Source organism: uncultured Gilvimarinus sp., assembly GCF_963972205.1.
In the GTDB taxonomy this organism is placed as follows: domain Bacteria; phylum Pseudomonadota; class Gammaproteobacteria; order Pseudomonadales; family Cellvibrionaceae; genus Gilvimarinus; species Gilvimarinus japonicus.
Window position 1 is genome coordinate 297,434 of sequence record NZ_CAXAUC010000003.1, and the last position, 16,858, is coordinate 314,291.

18 protein-coding genes and 1 pseudogene are annotated in these 16,858 nt (G+C 51.1%); 13 read left to right on the top strand and 6 right to left on the bottom strand.

Annotated elements, in window-relative coordinates; translation table 11 throughout:
- Nucleotides 1-191 precede the first annotated feature (191 nt).
- From AACY82_RS08270 to AACY82_RS08310, 9 genes are all read left to right on the top strand, one after another.
- Entirely contained in the window at nt 192-980 is a 789-nt protein-coding gene (locus AACY82_RS08270) for a HupE/UreJ family protein (RefSeq protein ID WP_339616317.1), read from the top strand.
- Between the two features lie 44 nt (nt 981-1,024).
- On the top strand, nt 1,025-1,375 hold the full coding sequence (locus AACY82_RS08275) for a DUF6488 family protein (protein WP_339616318.1): 351 nt from the start codon (nt 1,025-1,027) through the stop codon (nt 1,373-1,375).
- 8 nt (nt 1,376-1,383) lie between these two features.
- On the top strand, nt 1,384-1,632 hold the full coding sequence (locus tag AACY82_RS08280) for a DUF3147 family protein (RefSeq protein WP_339616319.1): 249 nt from the start codon (nt 1,384-1,386) through the stop codon (nt 1,630-1,632).
- Nucleotides 1,633-1,809: 177 nt separating this feature from the next.
- Nucleotides 1,810-2,700, top strand: a complete 891-nt coding sequence (locus AACY82_RS08285) for a cation diffusion facilitator family transporter (protein WP_339616320.1) — start codon at nt 1,810-1,812, stop codon at nt 2,698-2,700.
- A gap of 140 nt (nt 2,701-2,840) precedes the next feature.
- Nucleotides 2,841-2,978 carry a hypothetical protein gene (locus tag AACY82_RS08290; protein WP_339616321.1) on the top strand — a complete coding sequence of 46 codons (138 nt, stop codon included), beginning with the start codon at nt 2,841-2,843 and terminating at the stop codon, nt 2,976-2,978.
- Between the two features lie 327 nt (nt 2,979-3,305).
- A complete protein-coding gene (locus AACY82_RS08295; RefSeq protein WP_339616322.1) occupies nt 3,306-4,124 on the top strand; it encodes a hypothetical protein in 819 nt (272 codons plus the stop codon).
- A complete protein-coding gene (locus AACY82_RS08300; protein ID WP_339616323.1) occupies nt 4,125-5,159 on the top strand; it encodes an ABC transporter substrate-binding protein in 1,035 nt (344 codons plus the stop codon).
- The gene (locus tag AACY82_RS08305) at nt 5,156-6,676 is read left to right on the top strand and encodes an iron ABC transporter permease (RefSeq protein ID WP_339616324.1); all 1,521 of its coding nucleotides are present in this window, start codon (nt 5,156-5,158) and stop codon (nt 6,674-6,676) included. The genes AACY82_RS08300 and AACY82_RS08305 overlap by 4 nt, the downstream gene beginning before the upstream one ends.
- Entirely contained in the window at nt 6,676-7,689 is a 1,014-nt protein-coding gene (locus AACY82_RS08310; RefSeq protein ID WP_339616325.1) for an ABC transporter ATP-binding protein, read from the top strand. The genes AACY82_RS08305 and AACY82_RS08310 overlap by 1 nt, the downstream gene beginning before the upstream one ends.
- Before the next feature lie 319 nt (nt 7,690-8,008).
- Here the strand turns inward: AACY82_RS08310 and AACY82_RS08315 are convergent, their stop codons facing one another.
- Together AACY82_RS08315 and AACY82_RS08320 are read right to left on the bottom strand one after the other, a co-directional pair.
- On the bottom strand, nt 8,009-9,412 hold the full coding sequence (locus tag AACY82_RS08315; RefSeq protein WP_339616353.1) for a heavy metal sensor histidine kinase: 1,404 nt from the start codon (nt 9,410-9,412) through the stop codon (nt 8,009-8,011).
- A complete protein-coding gene (locus AACY82_RS08320; RefSeq protein WP_339616326.1) occupies nt 9,399-10,091 on the bottom strand; it encodes a heavy metal response regulator transcription factor in 693 nt (230 codons plus the stop codon). The genes AACY82_RS08315 and AACY82_RS08320 overlap by 14 nt, the downstream gene beginning before the upstream one ends.
- A 181-nt stretch (nt 10,092-10,272) precedes the next feature.
- On the opposite strand from AACY82_RS08320, the gene AACY82_RS08325 reads away from it, so the two are divergent.
- The 4 genes from AACY82_RS08325 (at nt 10,273) to AACY82_RS08340 (ending at nt 13,968) form a co-directional block, all read left to right on the top strand.
- Nucleotides 10,273-12,126 carry a copper resistance system multicopper oxidase gene (locus AACY82_RS08325; RefSeq protein ID WP_339616327.1) on the top strand — a complete coding sequence of 618 codons (1,854 nt, stop codon included), beginning with the start codon at nt 10,273-10,275 and terminating at the stop codon, nt 12,124-12,126.
- Nucleotides 12,123-12,956, top strand: coding sequence for a copper resistance protein B (locus AACY82_RS08330; RefSeq protein ID WP_339616328.1), 834 nt, complete (start codon nt 12,123-12,125; stop codon nt 12,954-12,956). Before AACY82_RS08325 ends, AACY82_RS08330 begins: the two co-directional genes overlap by 4 nt.
- Nucleotides 12,957-13,028: 72 nt before the next feature.
- Nucleotides 13,029-13,322 (top strand): hypothetical protein, encoded by a 294-nt coding sequence (locus tag AACY82_RS08335; protein ID WP_339616329.1) that lies wholly within the window; start codon nt 13,029-13,031, stop codon nt 13,320-13,322.
- 151 nt (nt 13,323-13,473) lie between these two features.
- Nucleotides 13,474-13,968, top strand: coding sequence for a cytochrome c (locus tag AACY82_RS08340; RefSeq protein WP_339616330.1), 495 nt, complete (start codon nt 13,474-13,476; stop codon nt 13,966-13,968).
- Between the two features lie 103 nt (nt 13,969-14,071).
- On the opposite strand, the gene AACY82_RS08345 is transcribed toward AACY82_RS08340, so the two are convergent.
- From AACY82_RS08345 to chrA, 4 genes and pseudogenes are all read right to left on the bottom strand, one after another.
- Nucleotides 14,072-14,803, bottom strand: coding sequence for a MauE/DoxX family redox-associated membrane protein (locus AACY82_RS08345; RefSeq protein WP_339616331.1), 732 nt, complete (start codon nt 14,801-14,803; stop codon nt 14,072-14,074).
- A 1-nt stretch (nt 14,804) separates the two neighbouring features.
- The gene (locus tag AACY82_RS08350; RefSeq protein WP_339616332.1) at nt 14,805-15,302 is read right to left on the bottom strand and encodes a DUF305 domain-containing protein; all 498 of its coding nucleotides are present in this window, start codon (nt 15,300-15,302) and stop codon (nt 14,805-14,807) included.
- Between the two features lie 143 nt (nt 15,303-15,445).
- Nucleotides 15,446-15,574 (bottom strand): annotated as a pseudogene (locus AACY82_RS08355) (PadR family transcriptional regulator); the annotation flags it as partial.
- 10 nt (nt 15,575-15,584) lie between these two features.
- Complete coding sequence (gene chrA, locus AACY82_RS08360; protein WP_339616333.1) at nt 15,585-16,799, bottom strand: chromate efflux transporter; 1,215 nt, start codon at nt 16,797-16,799, stop codon at nt 15,585-15,587.
- Nucleotides 16,800-16,858 lie beyond the last annotated feature (59 nt).

The following is a 16,858-nucleotide window of genomic DNA, read 5'->3' on the forward strand; positions in this document are numbered from 1 at the left end:
TCCGGGTGCGCTCGGAACTTTTCGTTAAAAATTCAAGCCAGCGCGATACACTTGTGTATCGCGCCTGCCAATAAAATTCATAATTTCGTGTGATCGGCTCGATCATCACGATTTAAGGTTGAAACATTATGTTTAAACTCTTACTTACCATTTTTGTGTCCTGTGTCAGTGTCACAGCCTGGGCACATGGCATGTCAGCGGAAGACCAAGCGCGCATTCTCAATGCCGGCTATCTTGAGTACATCCGGCTCGGGGCCACCCACATGCTAACCGGGTACGATCATTTGCTGTTTCTGTTTGGCGTGATGTTCTTTTTGACGCGCTTTCGCGAAATCATCAAATTTATTACCGCCTTTACCATCGGCCATTCCATAACCTTAGTGTTTGCCACACTGTTTGGGATTAGCGCCAATTACTACCTGATTGATGCGGTAATTGCTTTGACCGTCTGCTACAAAGCTTTTGACAACCTCGGCGGTTTTCAAAAGCACCTGCAAATGAAATCGCCCAACCTGACATGGATGGTGTTTGCGTTTGGTCTTATTCATGGTTTTGGCCTCTCTACTCGCCTGCAGCAATTGCCTTTAGGTGAAGATGGCCTGGTGCTCAAGATATTGTCCTTCAATATTGGGGTCGAGCTTGGGCAGATTATCGCTTTGACTATTATGCTGGCTCTGCTTATGGTTTGGCGCAAAACCGCCTCGTTTGAGCGCTTCAGCACTGCATCCAACATGGCGTTAATGTTTGCCGGCGGCCTGTTGCTCCTTATGCAATTGCACGGGTTCCAGCACACGCAGTACCCAGATGATTTTCCCCTTAATAAAGATGACCACCAACATATACATGAAGACATGAAAAGCAATACAACCCCTTTATCAAACTATCCAAAACGCCTTGAGCTTAAAGCGCCGGCCTCTAACGCAAAACCCAAAGCACCTGAAGTCCATCGCCACGAAGGTGGTGAACCTCACTCGCATTAACCTTTACTCGTATTAATCTTTTTTTACTCTAAGGAAATACTGTTATGAAACTTTTTACCGCTATTTGCACATTTATTTTACTGATCGGATTCCAGCAAGCTTACGCTCACGGCTCTCATGCCAGCAACCCGATTACGGATGCGTCAGCGCTTCAGCTCGCTAAAGAAACAACCATTCAATTAACCGAGAGAGATGCGGAGCTAGGGTTTGGAAAACTGCCCGACAGCTGGAGTCAAATATCAAACAGCAGCGTAAAAATCTATCAAAAAGGCAGTAGCTATTTTATCGTCTCTGTCGCTAATACCACTGAAGAGAAAATGCTTTACGTTCTGGTATCAAGCGACGGAGAGGTTTACGACGCGAATTTCACGGGTAAATTCGAAGGGATCGAGTAACTTAATTTATGACATGGCAATGGCTCATAACCAAATACCTAATTACCGCTGCCGTCGTGGTGGTGGTTTCTGAAGTCGCCAAACGTAGCGACAAAATAGGTGCTTTGATAGTGGCCTTGCCATTGATAACTATTTTGACGCTGATCTGGCTGCAAGTGGAAAACCAATCTCAGGAGAAAATTGCTCGGCATGCTTGGTATACATTTTGGTATGTACTGCCGACTTTACCGATGTTTTTGGGTTTCCACTGTTGCTGAGCCGGCTGGGTTTCTGGCCAGCTTTGCTTGCCAGCGGCGTAATCACCGCTATTTTTTTGGTGCTTTTGCGCTGCTAATGCACCAGTTTGGCATTGATCTATTACCGTAGTAAGCGTGATGAGTTGCTGCAATTTCACAAGCTTTTAAGCGTTGCCCCCTTAAAGTGAGGTAAAACTAATGACCGGCCATAATCACTCCCCCTCAGACGATGCCAGCTCTAGGCGTATCGGGCTGGTATTTTTTCTCAACCTAGGGTTCACCATCGTAGAGCTTATTGGTGGCTTGCTGACTAATAGCACGGCTATCTTAGCCGATGCCGTGCATGACTTAGGCGACAGCTTGTCTTTGGGTAGTGCCTGGCTTTTAAACCGCCTTGGCCGCAAAGCCGCTGACCGTGAGTTCACTTACGGCTACCGCAGGCTCTCATTGTTTGGTGCGCTGATAAACGGCTTGGTACTGGTGGGTGGTTCACTGTGGGTGCTTAGCGAAGCTATTCCACGATTAGTTGACCCCGTTATGCCAGTCACCGAAGGAATGCTGGTATTAGCTGTGTTTGGTGTTGCGGTCAATGGGTTTGCGGCTTATCGCCTCAGCAAAGGAAAATCACTGAACGAGAAAGTGCTCAATTGGCACTTACTGGAAGATGTACTAGGTTGGCTCGCGGTACTAATAGTCTCAATCATTTTGCAATTCGTGAAATGGCCCATCCTCGATCCATTGTTGTCTATCGGCTTTACGTTGTTCATTCTTGTGAACGTGATCCGCAACCTTTGGGCCACCGGGAAAATATTTTTCCAAGCAGTGCCAAACATAAAGCTGCACCATGAGATTCGACAAACGCTCCTTGGGGTTGAACATATCCACGACATTCACCACCAACACCTGTGGTCGCTAGATGGGGAGCACCATGTGTTAACGCTGCATTTAGTAGTGCAAAACTCATTCCCAATGCACCAATATAGTGCCACCAAAGCGGCGGTTGCCACGGCTCTTGAACCATACGAACTTTCGCACACTACCGTAGAAATTGAACTAGAAGAAGAACCCTGCCGAGATTCGCTAGATTAAGTTTTTATGGATAAAGAGCTCAATAAAAAATAACTGCGCCTTTACGGCATTGAGTGTTGCCGCGATAGCCAGCGCTGAGATTTAAGCGAATGCAAAATCATGCAGGTTCTTGGTGACACAATAAAAAAAGGCCCCCTATTATGACCCCTTCATTTATGACGGCGCATCTGAAGCTTGAAAACGTCTTTGACCAACAACAAATTGTTGCACGCTATCCACACGGCGCTCGTCCCAATAAGCTGCAGACTGCCTCCTTGGGCGTCGAGTATAGCTTTTAAATTGCCACCCTCTCCCTGACATGTTTAGCGGGCCCCTTCTGGGGCCCGCTTTCGCTCGAACCTTTACTGCGCCAAACGAATCAAGCGATCAACAAACGGGCCCTCCCCGTCGATCAAACCTTAGTGCACATGAATCCCAGCCTGCACTGAAACACAGGAGAATCACAGAGTGAATTGATTCGCAGGCACGCAGCCTAAAAATGAAGCTGGCTGACTCCTGAGCTCATAATTGCAACAAAGCGGGTAGGAAGACTTGAGCTTCTTCACTTTACCCCGCACTTAATAATAAGTATCATTCCCACACATCGTCACACAACGGAAACCTCTATGAAATATTTCTCTGGTAACTGTCGTACTGTATTCTCAGCGGCTGCGTTCGCGCTGGCGGCGTTGCTGTTTTGCGGGCAGGCCGCCGCCAATGGCGCGGTCGGCGAGCACGTCAATCACCTTCAAGATCACCTGGGCGACTACACAAAAGACGTTCATTGGTTGATCGGCAAAGTCGACGGCATTGTCGATACCTACGAAGCCCAGGGCACCGAGGCCGCCAAGGCCGGTGCCGTCGTCGATCACTGGGAGGCGGTGGATTTTCACGCGGCCATCGAGACCAACTTCGTGCCGCTGTACGCCAAAATCTGGCAGGGGCTTTACGGGGTCAAACAAAGTGTTGAGGACGAGCAGCCAATCGGTGATGTGCGCGAGCAACAGGCGATGCTTGAGCAAGCATTGTGGCAGGCTCTCGGGGCGGTTAAACTGGCGGCCCAATATCAGCAGCAGGGCCTGGTGGACACCGTAAAAACCACCACATCAGCGCCGACAACACCCACCGGCACGCTGGATGAAGTGAAGCACCAGCTCGACCGGGTGGTCGCCAAGTACGCAGAGCAGCTCTCAGAGCAAGCCACCAAGATCGTTCACGACACTTACCTGCACCTGTTTGAAGGTGTCGAGGGGATGTTGATCGAACAGGACGCCGACTTGGTGGAGGCACTGGAAAAAGACTTCAATGTGACGCTGCCCAAAGCTATTGAGAACAGCAAAAGTGTGGACGAGGTACGCCAAACCGTCGAGACCATGAAGGGCAGACTCAACCGCGCCAAAACCCTGCTGGAAAAAGCCGAAAAAGAGCAGAAGGACGTTTTTTAAGTGCAGCGCAGACGTTTTATACAGGCTTTGGCGGCGGCCGGCGCACTCGCCGGCTTGCCACTGGGCGCCGCCCGCAGCCTGGCGGCCTCCGGCGCCCTGTCCGTGGAGGACTTGCCAGCGCTGGAGGGCGATTTGACGCTCTATTTGGGGCGCGGCGAGGGCGGCCTGTATGAAAACGTCTTACAGGCTATTCGCGATCGCAACCCCAAGCTCAACCTCAGTGTGCGCCGCGGTCCCACCGCCGCGCTGGCCAATACCATTGTGGCCGAAGCGCAAGCCGGCGTGCGCCGCTCGGACTTGTTTTGGGCGGTCGATTCCGGCGCCGTAGGGCTGGTTACCGACGAGGGGCTGGCCCGGCCACTGCCTAAAGATCTAACCGGCCAACTCAAGGACGGCTTTCAATACCCCAATTGGTCACCGGTCACAGGGCGCATTCGCACCCTGCCCTACAACCCCGATCGAGTGTCGGCCAAGCAAATCCCCAGCGATATTATGGCGCTGCCCGACACGGATTTGGCCATTGGCTGGGCACCGGCCTACGCGTCGTTTCAATCTTTTGTGACCGCCATGCGGCTGCTAGAGGGCGACAAAGCCACCCGTAATTGGCTGCGCGGCATGAAAAAACGCGCCAAAAGTTACGCGGGCGAGCTGGGCGTGGTGATGGCGGTCGAGCGCGGCGAGGTGGACATGGGCTTTGCCAACCATTATTACACTTTGCGGCTTAAATCTGGCAAGCCCGATGCACGTGTGGAGTTGGCTTTTAGTAAGGACGACGCCGGTTGTTTGGTCAACGCCTCGGGCATATTGGCGCTCAGTGACGGCGAGCTGCCCATCAACTTTATCCGTTATTTGCTGACCCGCGAAGTACAATCTTACTTGGCGAGCGAAGCCTATGAAATACCGTTGGTGAATGGCGTAGCACTGCCTGCCGGCTTACCGGCGCTTAGCACCATCTCACCGCCAGATATGGACTTGACCCGCCTGGCCGATTTACGCCCCACGCTGAATTTGATGCGCGATGTCGGCGTGCTATGAGGCGCTGGGCTCGCTCTGAACCGTTCGCGCTGATTATCGCGCTGTTGGCGCTGGTGCCCGTCGGGGTATTGATTGCATTGGCCTCAGGCGCGCCCGAGCTATTCGACAGCCACAACCTAACTGTGCTGAGCAATACCCTGCTACTGATGGTGATGACCGTGCTGGGGGCCACGCTGATCGGCGTGCCCCTCGCCCTGTTTACCGCCTATGTGCAACTTCCCTTCGCCCGCCTGTGGCTGATTGTGCTGGCCGCACCGCTGGCCATGCCCAGTTATATCGGCGCTTTTACCCTCTACGCCGCTTTTGGCCCGGGCGGGGAGATCGAAACTCTGCTGGGCATCCCTACTCCCTCGGTCAACGGCCTGACCGGGGCAACGTTGGTGATGATTCTTTACACCTACCCGTTTGTGCTGCTAACCACCCGCGCCTCGCTGCTGAGCCTAGATACCAGCTTGGTCAATGCCGCGCGTACGCTGGGCATGTCATTAACCATGAGCCTCTGGCGAGTGGTGCTACCACGGGTAGTCACGGGTATTGCCGCCGGTGGCTTGCTGGCGGCGCTTTACACCCTATCGGATTTTGGCACGCCCGCTATTATGCGGCTCGACACCTTCACGCGCGTTATTTACGTCGAGTACAACGCCTTTGGCCTAAGCCAGGCGGCTATGTTGTCGCTGCAGTTGCTGGCCATCGTCGGGTTGGTGCTGTTTTTAGAGTCGCGCGTTAGTGGCACCCGCGAACGCCCCGGCCGGCGCCTGACGCTTTGGCCCTCACGCTGGCAGGCGGGCGCCATGCTGGCGGCCATTGCACCGATTACTATTCTGGCGATTGTCCTGCCGCTGGTTATTTTTACCGTGTGGTTGGTGCGCGAGGGCGCGGGCGGCTTTGAGCTTCGCTACGCCTGGAACTCTATCTACGCCTCGTTGCTGGCCGCGGTGGTGGCGGTGGTGCTCGCGCTGCCGGTGGCTCACGCCGCCGTCAAAGGTCGGGCCGGGCGACTGATGGAGCGGGTCACCTACCTCGGTTTTGGCGTGCCGGGCATCGTCATGGGCACTGCACTGGTTTACATTGGCCTGCAATTGCCGTTTTTGTATCAGACGCTGGGGCTATTAGTCATGGCCTATGTCTTGCGGTTTTTACCGCTGGCGGTAAGCTCGGTACGCAGCACCGCTCAGGGGCTTGATACCAGTTTAGTGCAAGCGGCAAGATTGTTGGGAGCCAGCCCCCGCGAGGCGTTTATGCGCATTACCATGCCCCTGACCTTGCGCGGTATGGTTGCCGGCGCGGCGCTGGTATTTTTAGAGGCCATGCGCGAGCTGCCCGCCACCTTATTGCTCGGGCCCACCGGTTTTGAAACACTCGCCACCTACTTGTGGCGAGTGTACGAGGCGGGATATTTTGGTCGTGCCGCTATCCCCGGCCTGCTATTGGTCTTAATGTCTGGCTTGGGGCTGGCACTGATGCTCTCGGGCGAGCGCCGGGGTGAATTTGACGCTTCAGAGGATCAACACCGTTAATGTTAAAAGTAAAACACTTATCTGTAAGCTACGGCTCTACCCGCGTGGTCAACGACCTTAATCTGGCGCTGGGCGACGACGAAATATTAATGCTAGTTGGCCCCACAGGCTGCGGTAAAAGCACCATATTGCAAGCGCTGGCCGGGCTGCTGCCCATTAACGAGGGTGAAGTCCAGCTTGGCCACTGGCGCGCGACACCCAAACTTGCAGTACCACCGGAAAAACGCAATGTGGGAATGGTGTTTCAAGATTTTGCACTCTTCCCGCATTTATCCGTAGAACAAAACGTCGCGTTTCGGTTGACCGACAAAGCGCCAGCCGATCATTGGTTAGCGCTTTTGGGGCTGGAACAACTGCGCCACGCCAAACCCGCCACGCTCTCTGGCGGGCAAAAACAACGGGTCGCGCTGGCGCGCACCCTGGCCCACAAACCTGCCCTTATTTTGCTCGACGAGCCGCTGTCCAACTTGGATGCGGCGCTTAAAGACAACCTGCGCTGGGAAATTCGCAACGCACTAAAAACAGCCGGAGTGCCTGCCATTTGGGTCACCCACGATCAAGAAGAGGCGTTATCGGTAGGCGACAGAGTGGGCGTGTTGCGCGGCGGCCAATTGGAGCAACTCGATACCCCCGAAACCTGCTTTTGCGAACCGACCAGCCGTTTTGTGGCCGGTTTTCTCGGCGAGGCTAGTTATTTACCCGGCCAGCTGGAACACGGCCGAGTGGCCACCGCGCTGGGCGTAGCACCAGGCACACCGGTTGATGGCGCCAACGGTGCTGTCGACTTACTGGTGCGCCCCGATGACCTGTCGCTAATACGCGCCGACAACGACGCCAACGGCACAGTGAATTGGGTGCGCTACGAGGGCGGCACCAGACTTTATGCGGTCACCCTTGACGACGGCACGCACGTCAAAGTGCGCCTAAGCCACGAAAACCGTGTCGAGCCCGGCGAGCGCGTGCGCTTGACGGTTACCACCACCCACCCGCTAGCGGTGTTTGCGCGGCAGTGACGAGACGGGGAAAATCTAACCCGGCTGTGATTGGGGTTGGGATTGGGGTCCGCATCGGCATTGATGGAAAAACGAAAAACTGAGCAAGTAAGGCTACATAACGCTATTCTTGGCGCAAAGCCCCTACTAAAAAGCCCCTAGCCAAGCAGCCCCTCACCAAGCAGTATAGAAATAATCGAGGTTTAACCCAGCGCGATCAACCTAAACACAGCCTAGTAGGCCATGCCGCACCAGAAAATAATGGCACAGATAAAAACCTGATAACTCAATTAAAACGGCCTTACTCTTCAGCGAGGCCTTTGTGGCAGCCTAAGCTCGCCTAGGTATGGTTGAAAAGCGCGAGCTTAAAGCAGGTCACGCCACTGTCTGATGACACATCGACCTCTCCGCCATGGGATTCAATAATTGATTTAACGATAGCCAACCCTAAACCTGCCCCGTCGCTATGTCGTGCCCGAGAGGGGTCCACACGATGAAACCTATCAAATATTTTTGACAAATGCTCGGCTGGTATCTCGGGCCCAGAATTTTTTATATTAAGCAAAGCACCACCATTTTTTAGGGCGCTTAGCTCTACCAGAATTTTCTCGCCTGCGGGGGTGTGTCGTATTGCGTTGGATAACAAGTTAGACAGAGCTCGCCTTAACATGGCTCTGTCACCCTGTATGCTTGGCGCTGTTCCAGCCAACACTAAACGTACGTGTTTTTCCTCTGATAAGGCTCCAAAAAAATCGTATAAATCTAGCACCTCTTGCTTTAAATCAACCTCCTCCTTGACGAGCCTTAATAGCCCGTGGTCGCTATGGGCTAACCACAGCATGTCATTAACCATTTTAGCTAGGCGCTCTTGCTCTTCTAAATTCGAGTAAAGTAGCTCAAGATATACATCTAGTGACCTAGGTTTGCTAAGCGCTACTTGGGTTTGCGTAATAAGGTTAGTTAAGGGTGTGCGCAGTTCATGAGCAATGTCAGCAGAGAAATGAGACAACCGACTAAAGCTATCCTCTAAACGTTCAATCATCCCGTTAAAAGAAACAACCAGCTTTTGCAGCTCGCTCGGCACTGTACTTGGGTCTACTCGTACGTGTAAGCGATCAGCCTGCACATCGCTCATGGTGCCGCTTAAACCACGCAAAGGAGCATGCCCCTGATGAATACCATACCATGCAGCCAACAACGTTATCCCCCCTGCCAGAGCCATAATAAGCCATAAACTGTGCCTAAAATTTTCAAGAAACTGTATATGAAAATTCATATCAATGGCCGCAACAATTCGATAAGAACTTCCTTTAAGGCGAATATTTGTCACTGCACCACGATACGTCGTGTTGCCGATAACCCAGGTGTATAAATTGTTGGCTTGTATGCTGGAAACTGGTTTAAATGAATTACTCGGCTCCGCTGTATCTAGGTTATTCGGCCCGAATAAAAGGCCCCCTTGACTGTCCCACACCTGAAAATATACACCGTGATGCCCCGACACGGCACGAGAAAGACCTTCAGATAGAGGTGTGCCACCGTCATTGGCGATTAAAGACTGCCTCACTGAATTTGTCATTACTACCAGCTCAGCGGCATCTTGCTCGGCAAAGTGATGTTTAACAGCGTTTTGCACCAACTGACCGATTATCAGCAAGCTTATGCCGATAGCAATAGCGACAAAAATCATTACCCGGCCGGTTAGCGAAAGCGGACGACGTTTACTGAGTTTAATCCGCTTCATTAACGTCATCTACCTCCAGCTTATAGCCCATTCCGCGAACCGTATGAATAAGCTTATTAGGAAAATCATCGTCTACTTTTGCTCGTAATCGACGGATCGCCACATCGATCACATTAGTGTCAGAATCAAAATTCATATCCCAAACCTGAGACGCAATAAGCGAGCGGGGCAAGACTTCACTCTGCCGACGCGCCATAAACTCAAGTAAGCAGAACTCTTTATGACTAAGGTTGATTTTACGTCCATCTCGAGTCGCGCGACGACGAGGCAAATCGAGCGTAAGGTCGGCTATTTTAATTTGATCCGAGAGCGCCGGAGCAGTACCACGGCGCAGCAAGGTACGCACGCGGGCCAATAACTCGACAAAAGCAAAAGGCTTTACCAAGTAGTCATCCGCACCCAGCTCCAAGCCTTTCACCCTATCTGCCACACTGTCTCGGGCCGTAAGAAACAGCACAGGCATATGCTTGCCTGCCTCGCGTAACGCTTGCAAGATTCGCCAGCCATCAATATCTGGCAGCATGACGTCCAAAATTATCAACTCGAAGGATTCGGTCATTGCAATATGATGACCATCTAGGCCATTGCGAGCCAGCACCACCATAAACCCGGCTTCAGTAAGCCCTTGGTGTAAATAATCACCTGTTTTAACTTCGTCTTCTACCACCAGTAAACGCATAGCTGCGTCGCCCCTCTCAGTTAAACTCTGCATAGCCTAATGGTTGCACATTCACGGCAAGATGACCTAAAGATTACAGCTTTGTAATCTTTAGGTCATATTAGTGCAAGGCATGGTCAGCTAAGCTTAAGGCTTACATCCGTAATAGAACGTAATCACTTTTTACTCTGGAGAGACACCCGTGACGCAATGGTTTGCTCGTCAAACACAACCTTCGCAACTCAGTCGCCGCCGTTTTGTACAAGGCCTAGCCGCCGGCGGGGTGCTGGCAACGTCTCCCGCATGGCTACAAGCCGCCGAAAATAGCATAACGGCACTAGGAAACGCGCCCGTACTCAGCGGCACAGACATCGATTTGGTCATTGCCGAATCGCCCGTCAACTTTACAGGTGTAACACGCACTGCGACAACAATTAACGGCTCGTTACCCGCCCCTACATTACGTTTTCAGGAGGGGGATGAAGTCACGATCCGTGTCACTAACAAATTACCCGTATCAACCTCTATTCACTGGCACGGTATCATTCTGCCCTTTCAGATGGACGGGGTACCCGGCATTAGCTATAAGGGAATTGAGCCCGGGCAAACTTTTGTTTACAAATTTAAGCTGCAACAAAGCGGTACTTACTGGTACCACTCTCATAGCGGCTTTCAAGAAATGACCGGTATGTACGGCGCGTTAATCATCGAGCCCAAAAGCGGCGATAGGCACACGGCCGACAAAGAGCATGTTATCCAGCTATCTGATTGGACAGATGAAGCGCCCATGAGCGTTTTTAGTAAATTAAAGGTACAAAGTGACGTCTACAACTTTAGCCAGCCCACTTTTTTCGATTTTACTCGCGATGTTTCAAACATGGGGTTTAAAGGCGCGCTAGAAAAACGTGAGATGTGGAACCAAATGCGCATGAGCCCTACCGATTTAGCCGATTTGTCAGCCGCCACACTCACCTTTTTAATGAACGGCACAACCCCCGCGGGTAACTGGACCGGGCTTTTTCAGCGCGGAGAACGCATCCGGCTACGATTTATAAACGCGGCAAGTAACAGTTTTTACGACGTGCGTATTCCTGGCTTAAAACTTACAGTTATTCAATCTGACGGTCAGGATGTAAAACCTGTGACGGTAGATGAATTTCGCTTTGGCCCAGGCGAAACCTACGACGTAATGGTTCAGCCCGAAGATGATGCTTATACCATTTTCGCTCAAAGTATGGATCGAAGTGGTTATGCCCGAGGCACTTTGGCGACACAAAAAGGATTAACGGCGCCGGTACCAGAGCTCGCCCCCGTCGAGTGGCTAACAATGGCTGACATGATGGGCGCAATGGCGCCTCAAGGGATGAGTCAAGAAGGCATGAACCATGACAGCATGAACAAAGGTGCCGAAAGCCCGCACACCATGAAGCAGACCAAAGGCGATAGCGCTTCAATGCACGGCGCTATGGCGATGGACCACAGCATGCACAAAATGAATCACTCACCGCAAAATGCGTTGGCCACCCCGTCGCAATCAGTGAATCATGCAAGCAGCGAATATGGCGCGTCTGTCGATATGCGAGTCGATATGCCGCGCACCAACCTTGGCGACCCCGGCATAGGTTTACGCAACAACGGCCGCCGCGTACTAACACTTGCCGATCTTAAGTCTGCCGATGGCGTATTAAACGATGATCGCACCCCAGTAAGAGAGCTTGAGCTACACCTGACCGGCAACATGGAGCGCTACAATTGGTCCTTTGATGGTTTGGAGTTTGGCAAAAGTACGCCGGTATCGTTGCACCACGGCGAGCGCGTCAGAGTTATTTTACAAAACGACACGATGATGACTCACCCCATGCACCTGCACGGCATGTGGAGCGACCTAGAAACCGATGACGGCCAGCTACTGGTACGACGCCATACAATACCCGTACAGCCGGCACAACGTATCAGCTTTTTAACAACCCCGCATGATTTTGGACGGTGGGCATGGCACTGCCACCTGCTTTTCCATATGGATGCAGGCATGTTCCGCGAAGTGGTGGTTTCATGAACAAATCGATTTTAGGCTTACTCATCACCGCTACCGTGCTATGTGCAAATACGGCCACCGCTCAAATGGACCACGGTGACATGCAAATGCAAGGCGGTAGCGCCCCAGATGGCGCCCGTGACCCTAACGCTTATTCCGACGGTTATACCCTTACCGAAGGCCCTTATGCGCAGCCCGGGCCTCGTCAACTCAAGCTCGCTGATGAACACGCATTTTGGTCAGTTTTAGGTGATCGCCTTGAATACAATGAAAGCGCCAACAGCACGGTTTACGACCTACAAGCTTGGTATGGCACCACCTATAACCGCTTTGTTGTTAAAGCCGAGGGGGATATTGCTGACGGCGCTTTGGAGGAAAGTGCAACTGACTTGCTTTGGGGGCATGCACTCAATGCGTACTTTGACACGCAACTGGGTATTCGCCTCGATCAATACCACGAGGGCGAAAATCGCCAATGGCTAGCCTTGGGCATTCAGGGGCTGGCGCCCTACTGGTTTGAGCTGGATACAACCGCTTATATCGGCGATAACGGACGCACCGCGCTGACTTTTGAGGCGGAGTACGAGCTAATGTTAAGCCAGCGATTAATATTACAGCCACGGGCCGAGTTGAACCTGTACGGAAAAGACGACTCAGAAAACGGTGTAGGAAAAGGCTTATCGGATCTCGCCATTGGGTTGCGCCTACGTTATGAGTTTAATCGCCAGTTTGCACCTTACGTCGGGGTTGAGTGGACCGATAGTTACGGCAACACTGCCGATTATCGTCGAGCTGCCGGCCAAGCTGTCAGCGATACTCAGCTTGTTGCAGGCTTGAGATTCTGGTTTTAAAAAAATTTACACACATCACCAATACTATTAGCACTAACACTAGCATTAAAAACACACCAATGAGGCTACATTATGAAAATCAAATTAATACCACAGGCAATTGCAGTTATCGCGCTCGTAAGCAGTTTGTCAGCACAAGCTCACGACCCTAAAGAACATATGAAAGATGCAGAAAAACCTGATTGCGCAGCCATGAAGAACATGGACCACAGTAAAATGGATCATGATGATCCCGTAATGAAGGCCATGATGGAAAAATGTATGCCCGCAATGCATGAGAAAAAAGAATCACAAGAAGACGATAAAAAAGAACATGCTCATCAACAAAAAGACATGCATGAAGAGTCAGCAGAGCACAAACATTAACACCCGATGACACTGCTTTCGGCATTAACCAAAACTTAATAAGGGGATTCTTAGCGTGCTCAAAATTTTAAATTGTACCAAATGCCTACTGCTGACTTTTGGGGTTGTGCTTTTGGGCGCAGCTGGGTTTCTTTATTCAGGGTTATACCCAATGGGTGCAGACGTACCTCACAACGCCGTCACCTATTGGGCCCTAGAAACGCTTAGGGAGCAGTCAATCGCCCGCATTGCCGGCGACATAAAAGTACCCAACGATTTAGACGCATCCGAGCGTTTACTGGCAGGTGGCGCAGATTACAATGACATGTGCAGTGGCTGCCACCTCAAACCCGGAAAAACCCAAAGTGATTTTACGCTAGGGCTTTACCCTTTCCCGCCCAACTTATCGTTGCCTGACAAAGAACACGGTCACAGCGATCATAAAAGCGGTGATCATAAAAGCAGTGATCAATACTCGCTGCAACGTCAGTTTTGGATTATTAAGCACGGAATTAAAGCATCTGGAATGCCAGCTTGGGCACCGGGACATGACGATAAGCGTATCTGGAATATGGTCGCGTTTATCAATCAACTGCCAAAGCTCGACCAAGCGCAGTATCAGATACTAACAGCGCGAGACGACGCATCTGAAAGCAATGGTCACTAACACCTAGCTATTATCGGGCTCTATCCATACTTTTTCTTTTTGGTATACGAGCCCCAAAAAATGGGGGCGTCCGGTAAGACAACCCCCTGCGGTGATTAAACGCTTATAAAGCAAACATGATTACACCACCTGTAATCATAAACAGATTCTCGGTTAAAGACAAAAACCCGAGAGGGACATTGCTATCGCCGCCCACACAAGCGCACTTTAGCTCTCGCTTGTCGATATAAACGGCTTTAAATACTGATACGGCTCCAACGACCCCGATAAAGAGTGACACTGGGGCCACCCACAAAACCCCTAGCGACGCAATCATACCCACCCCTGCATACGCTTCAAGAAACGGGTAAAGGTAACCATAGCGAATATTTCTTTGGGCCAATAGGTCGTAAGTAATAAACGAATTCGTAAAACTGTATAAATCCTGTAGCTTTTGAACGGCCAGCATCACCATAGATACTGCGATAAAAAGCAAAAGCGTACGAATCGACAACAACGGCAAAGCAATCGCCCACTGAAAAGCAACAGCCATTAATGCCGCCATACTAAAAATAGCAACGACCGGTGCATACGTAGTCCCGCTTTGACCCGCGGGGCCTTTATCAAAGTGCTCTAAAAGTTCGTCGTATCCTCCTATGCGTTGATTATCGATGAACGCTTGAGGTGTTGTAGCAACGTCATGCTGCTTTTTAAATTCATCTGCCTGCTCTCTAGTGGTTAATTTACGATCATCCACCTTATAGCCTTCGCGTTTGAGTAAGTCCTTAGATCTCAGTCCAAAAGGGCATATATGCTCAGCGGTTTCCATACGGTATAAAACAGCGGTTTTACTCATGTTACTCCCCTTTATTTAACTGACCTTTAAATGTTGGAACGTTGCGCGCCATGGCCTCTTGCTTTGATTTGGCGATTCCGTTTTGCGCAATATCGTCAATCAACCATTCCATTTCTTTTATTTCTTTGCGCTGCGCTTTAATAATTCCATCGGCCAGCTCGCGGACTCTTGGATCGTCGATATTAGCGCGCTCGCTGGTAAGAATCGCAATCGAGTGGTGAGGGATCATAGCTTTCATCCAAGATTCATCGGCAACCGTATCTTGCGACCTGACTAAGTACACACAAACACTAAAAACAATAACGGACGCGGCAAATATACCGGCATTAAGCGCCCGGCTTTTATACATCCCTAACATAAAGGCGAGCATAATAACGGCCATGCCGGCACCCATGTACAGGGCCATATAGGTTCGTGTCTCACTAAACCAAACATGCGATACGGCATAGGTGTTTAGGTACATCATAATGAACATCATAATGGTAGAGGTTATTATCATTGCTGCAAACTTTTTGTAACTCATCGTGTAATCCTTACATTTTTTAGAGGTTAATTAAGGCTCTTTGGCACCCGACATAAATATGCAGAATCCATTCCATTTTTCATGTCAATTTTTCCCGAAAAATACAGGCGTGATTAAGCACCTGTAGTGGTCTCGTAGCCATAGTGGCGCAGCTCTACAATGATCCCAAGGCCAAAGATGAGCTCTTCGGCTGCGTGATGCAGAATATGTAAACGAATCAGTCCACCGTAAAGATCTTTGTCAGTCATTTTACCAGCCTCAGGCCAGCGCACCCAAAAATCCGCCTGCAACACCGCTCCCTACCACTACTAGCCATGGAGGCAATTTCCAGAACATTAATGCAACCAGCGCGATCAGGGCCAAGCCAAAGTCTTGAGGCGTATAAACCGCGCTCGTCCATACAGGTTTATAAAGGGCTGCTAGTAGAAGGCCAACCACAGCGGCATTGACGCCATACAATGCCGCTCGCATTCGACTATTGCCTCGTAGACGCTCCCAGAATGGCAAAGCTCCCATAATCAGTAGGAATGACGGTGTGAAGATCGCTAAGAGGCAGATCAAGCCACCTAACCAGCCGGATGGTGCCTCATTCATAGAAGCTCCAAGAAACGCCGAAAAGGTAAATAGAGGGCCAGGCACTGCCTGTGCAGCACCATATCCTGCTAGAAATGCGTCGTTGGCGACCCAGCCGGATGGAACTACCTCAGTTTGCAATAACGGCAGTACGACATGCCCACCACCAAAGACCAGCGATCCAGCACGATAGAAGGCGTCAACCATCGACAGCGTCTGATTCGGGAATATAGCTGTCAACATGGGCAAACCAATCAGCAGCATAAAGAACAGTGTCAGCCAAAACACTCCTACTCGACGCCCAATAGCGATTGGCAAAGGGTCATGCTCATCCACCTGTTGAGATTTGAAAAACAACAGACCAATGACTGCTGCCATGCCGATGACACCCACCTGCCCCAAAACCGACGGCACTAAAAGTACAAAACATGTTGCCGCAGCCATGATTGTGATGCGCGGCGTGTCTGGACAGAGGTTGCGAGCCATACCCCATACCGCTTGTGCGACTACCGCTACGGCCACTATTTTCAACCCATGAAGCACGCCGGGGGGTATCACATCACCGTAACTATTGATGCCCATTGCAAACAGGACTAGCGCAATCGCTGACGGTAATGTGAAGCCGGCCCAGGCGGCCATTGCTCCCGTGTAGCCAGATCGCGACAGTCCTATCGCGATTCCAACTTGGCTGCTTGCCGGACCGGGCAGGAACTGGCAGAGAGCGACTAAATCCGCATAACTGCGCTCGCTCAACCACTGACGGTGTGTCACAAATTCATCGCGAAAGTAGCCTAAATGGGCGATGGGCCCTCCAAAGGAGGTTAACCCCAATCGCAAAAAAATAATAAACACAGACCACGCCGAATTTGAATCCATATTCTCTATTCTATGCTGAAACATGGCTCAACCTCCGTCGCTTATCTTTTTTTTGGGTAGCCACATAACTGTAAAAGATGAAC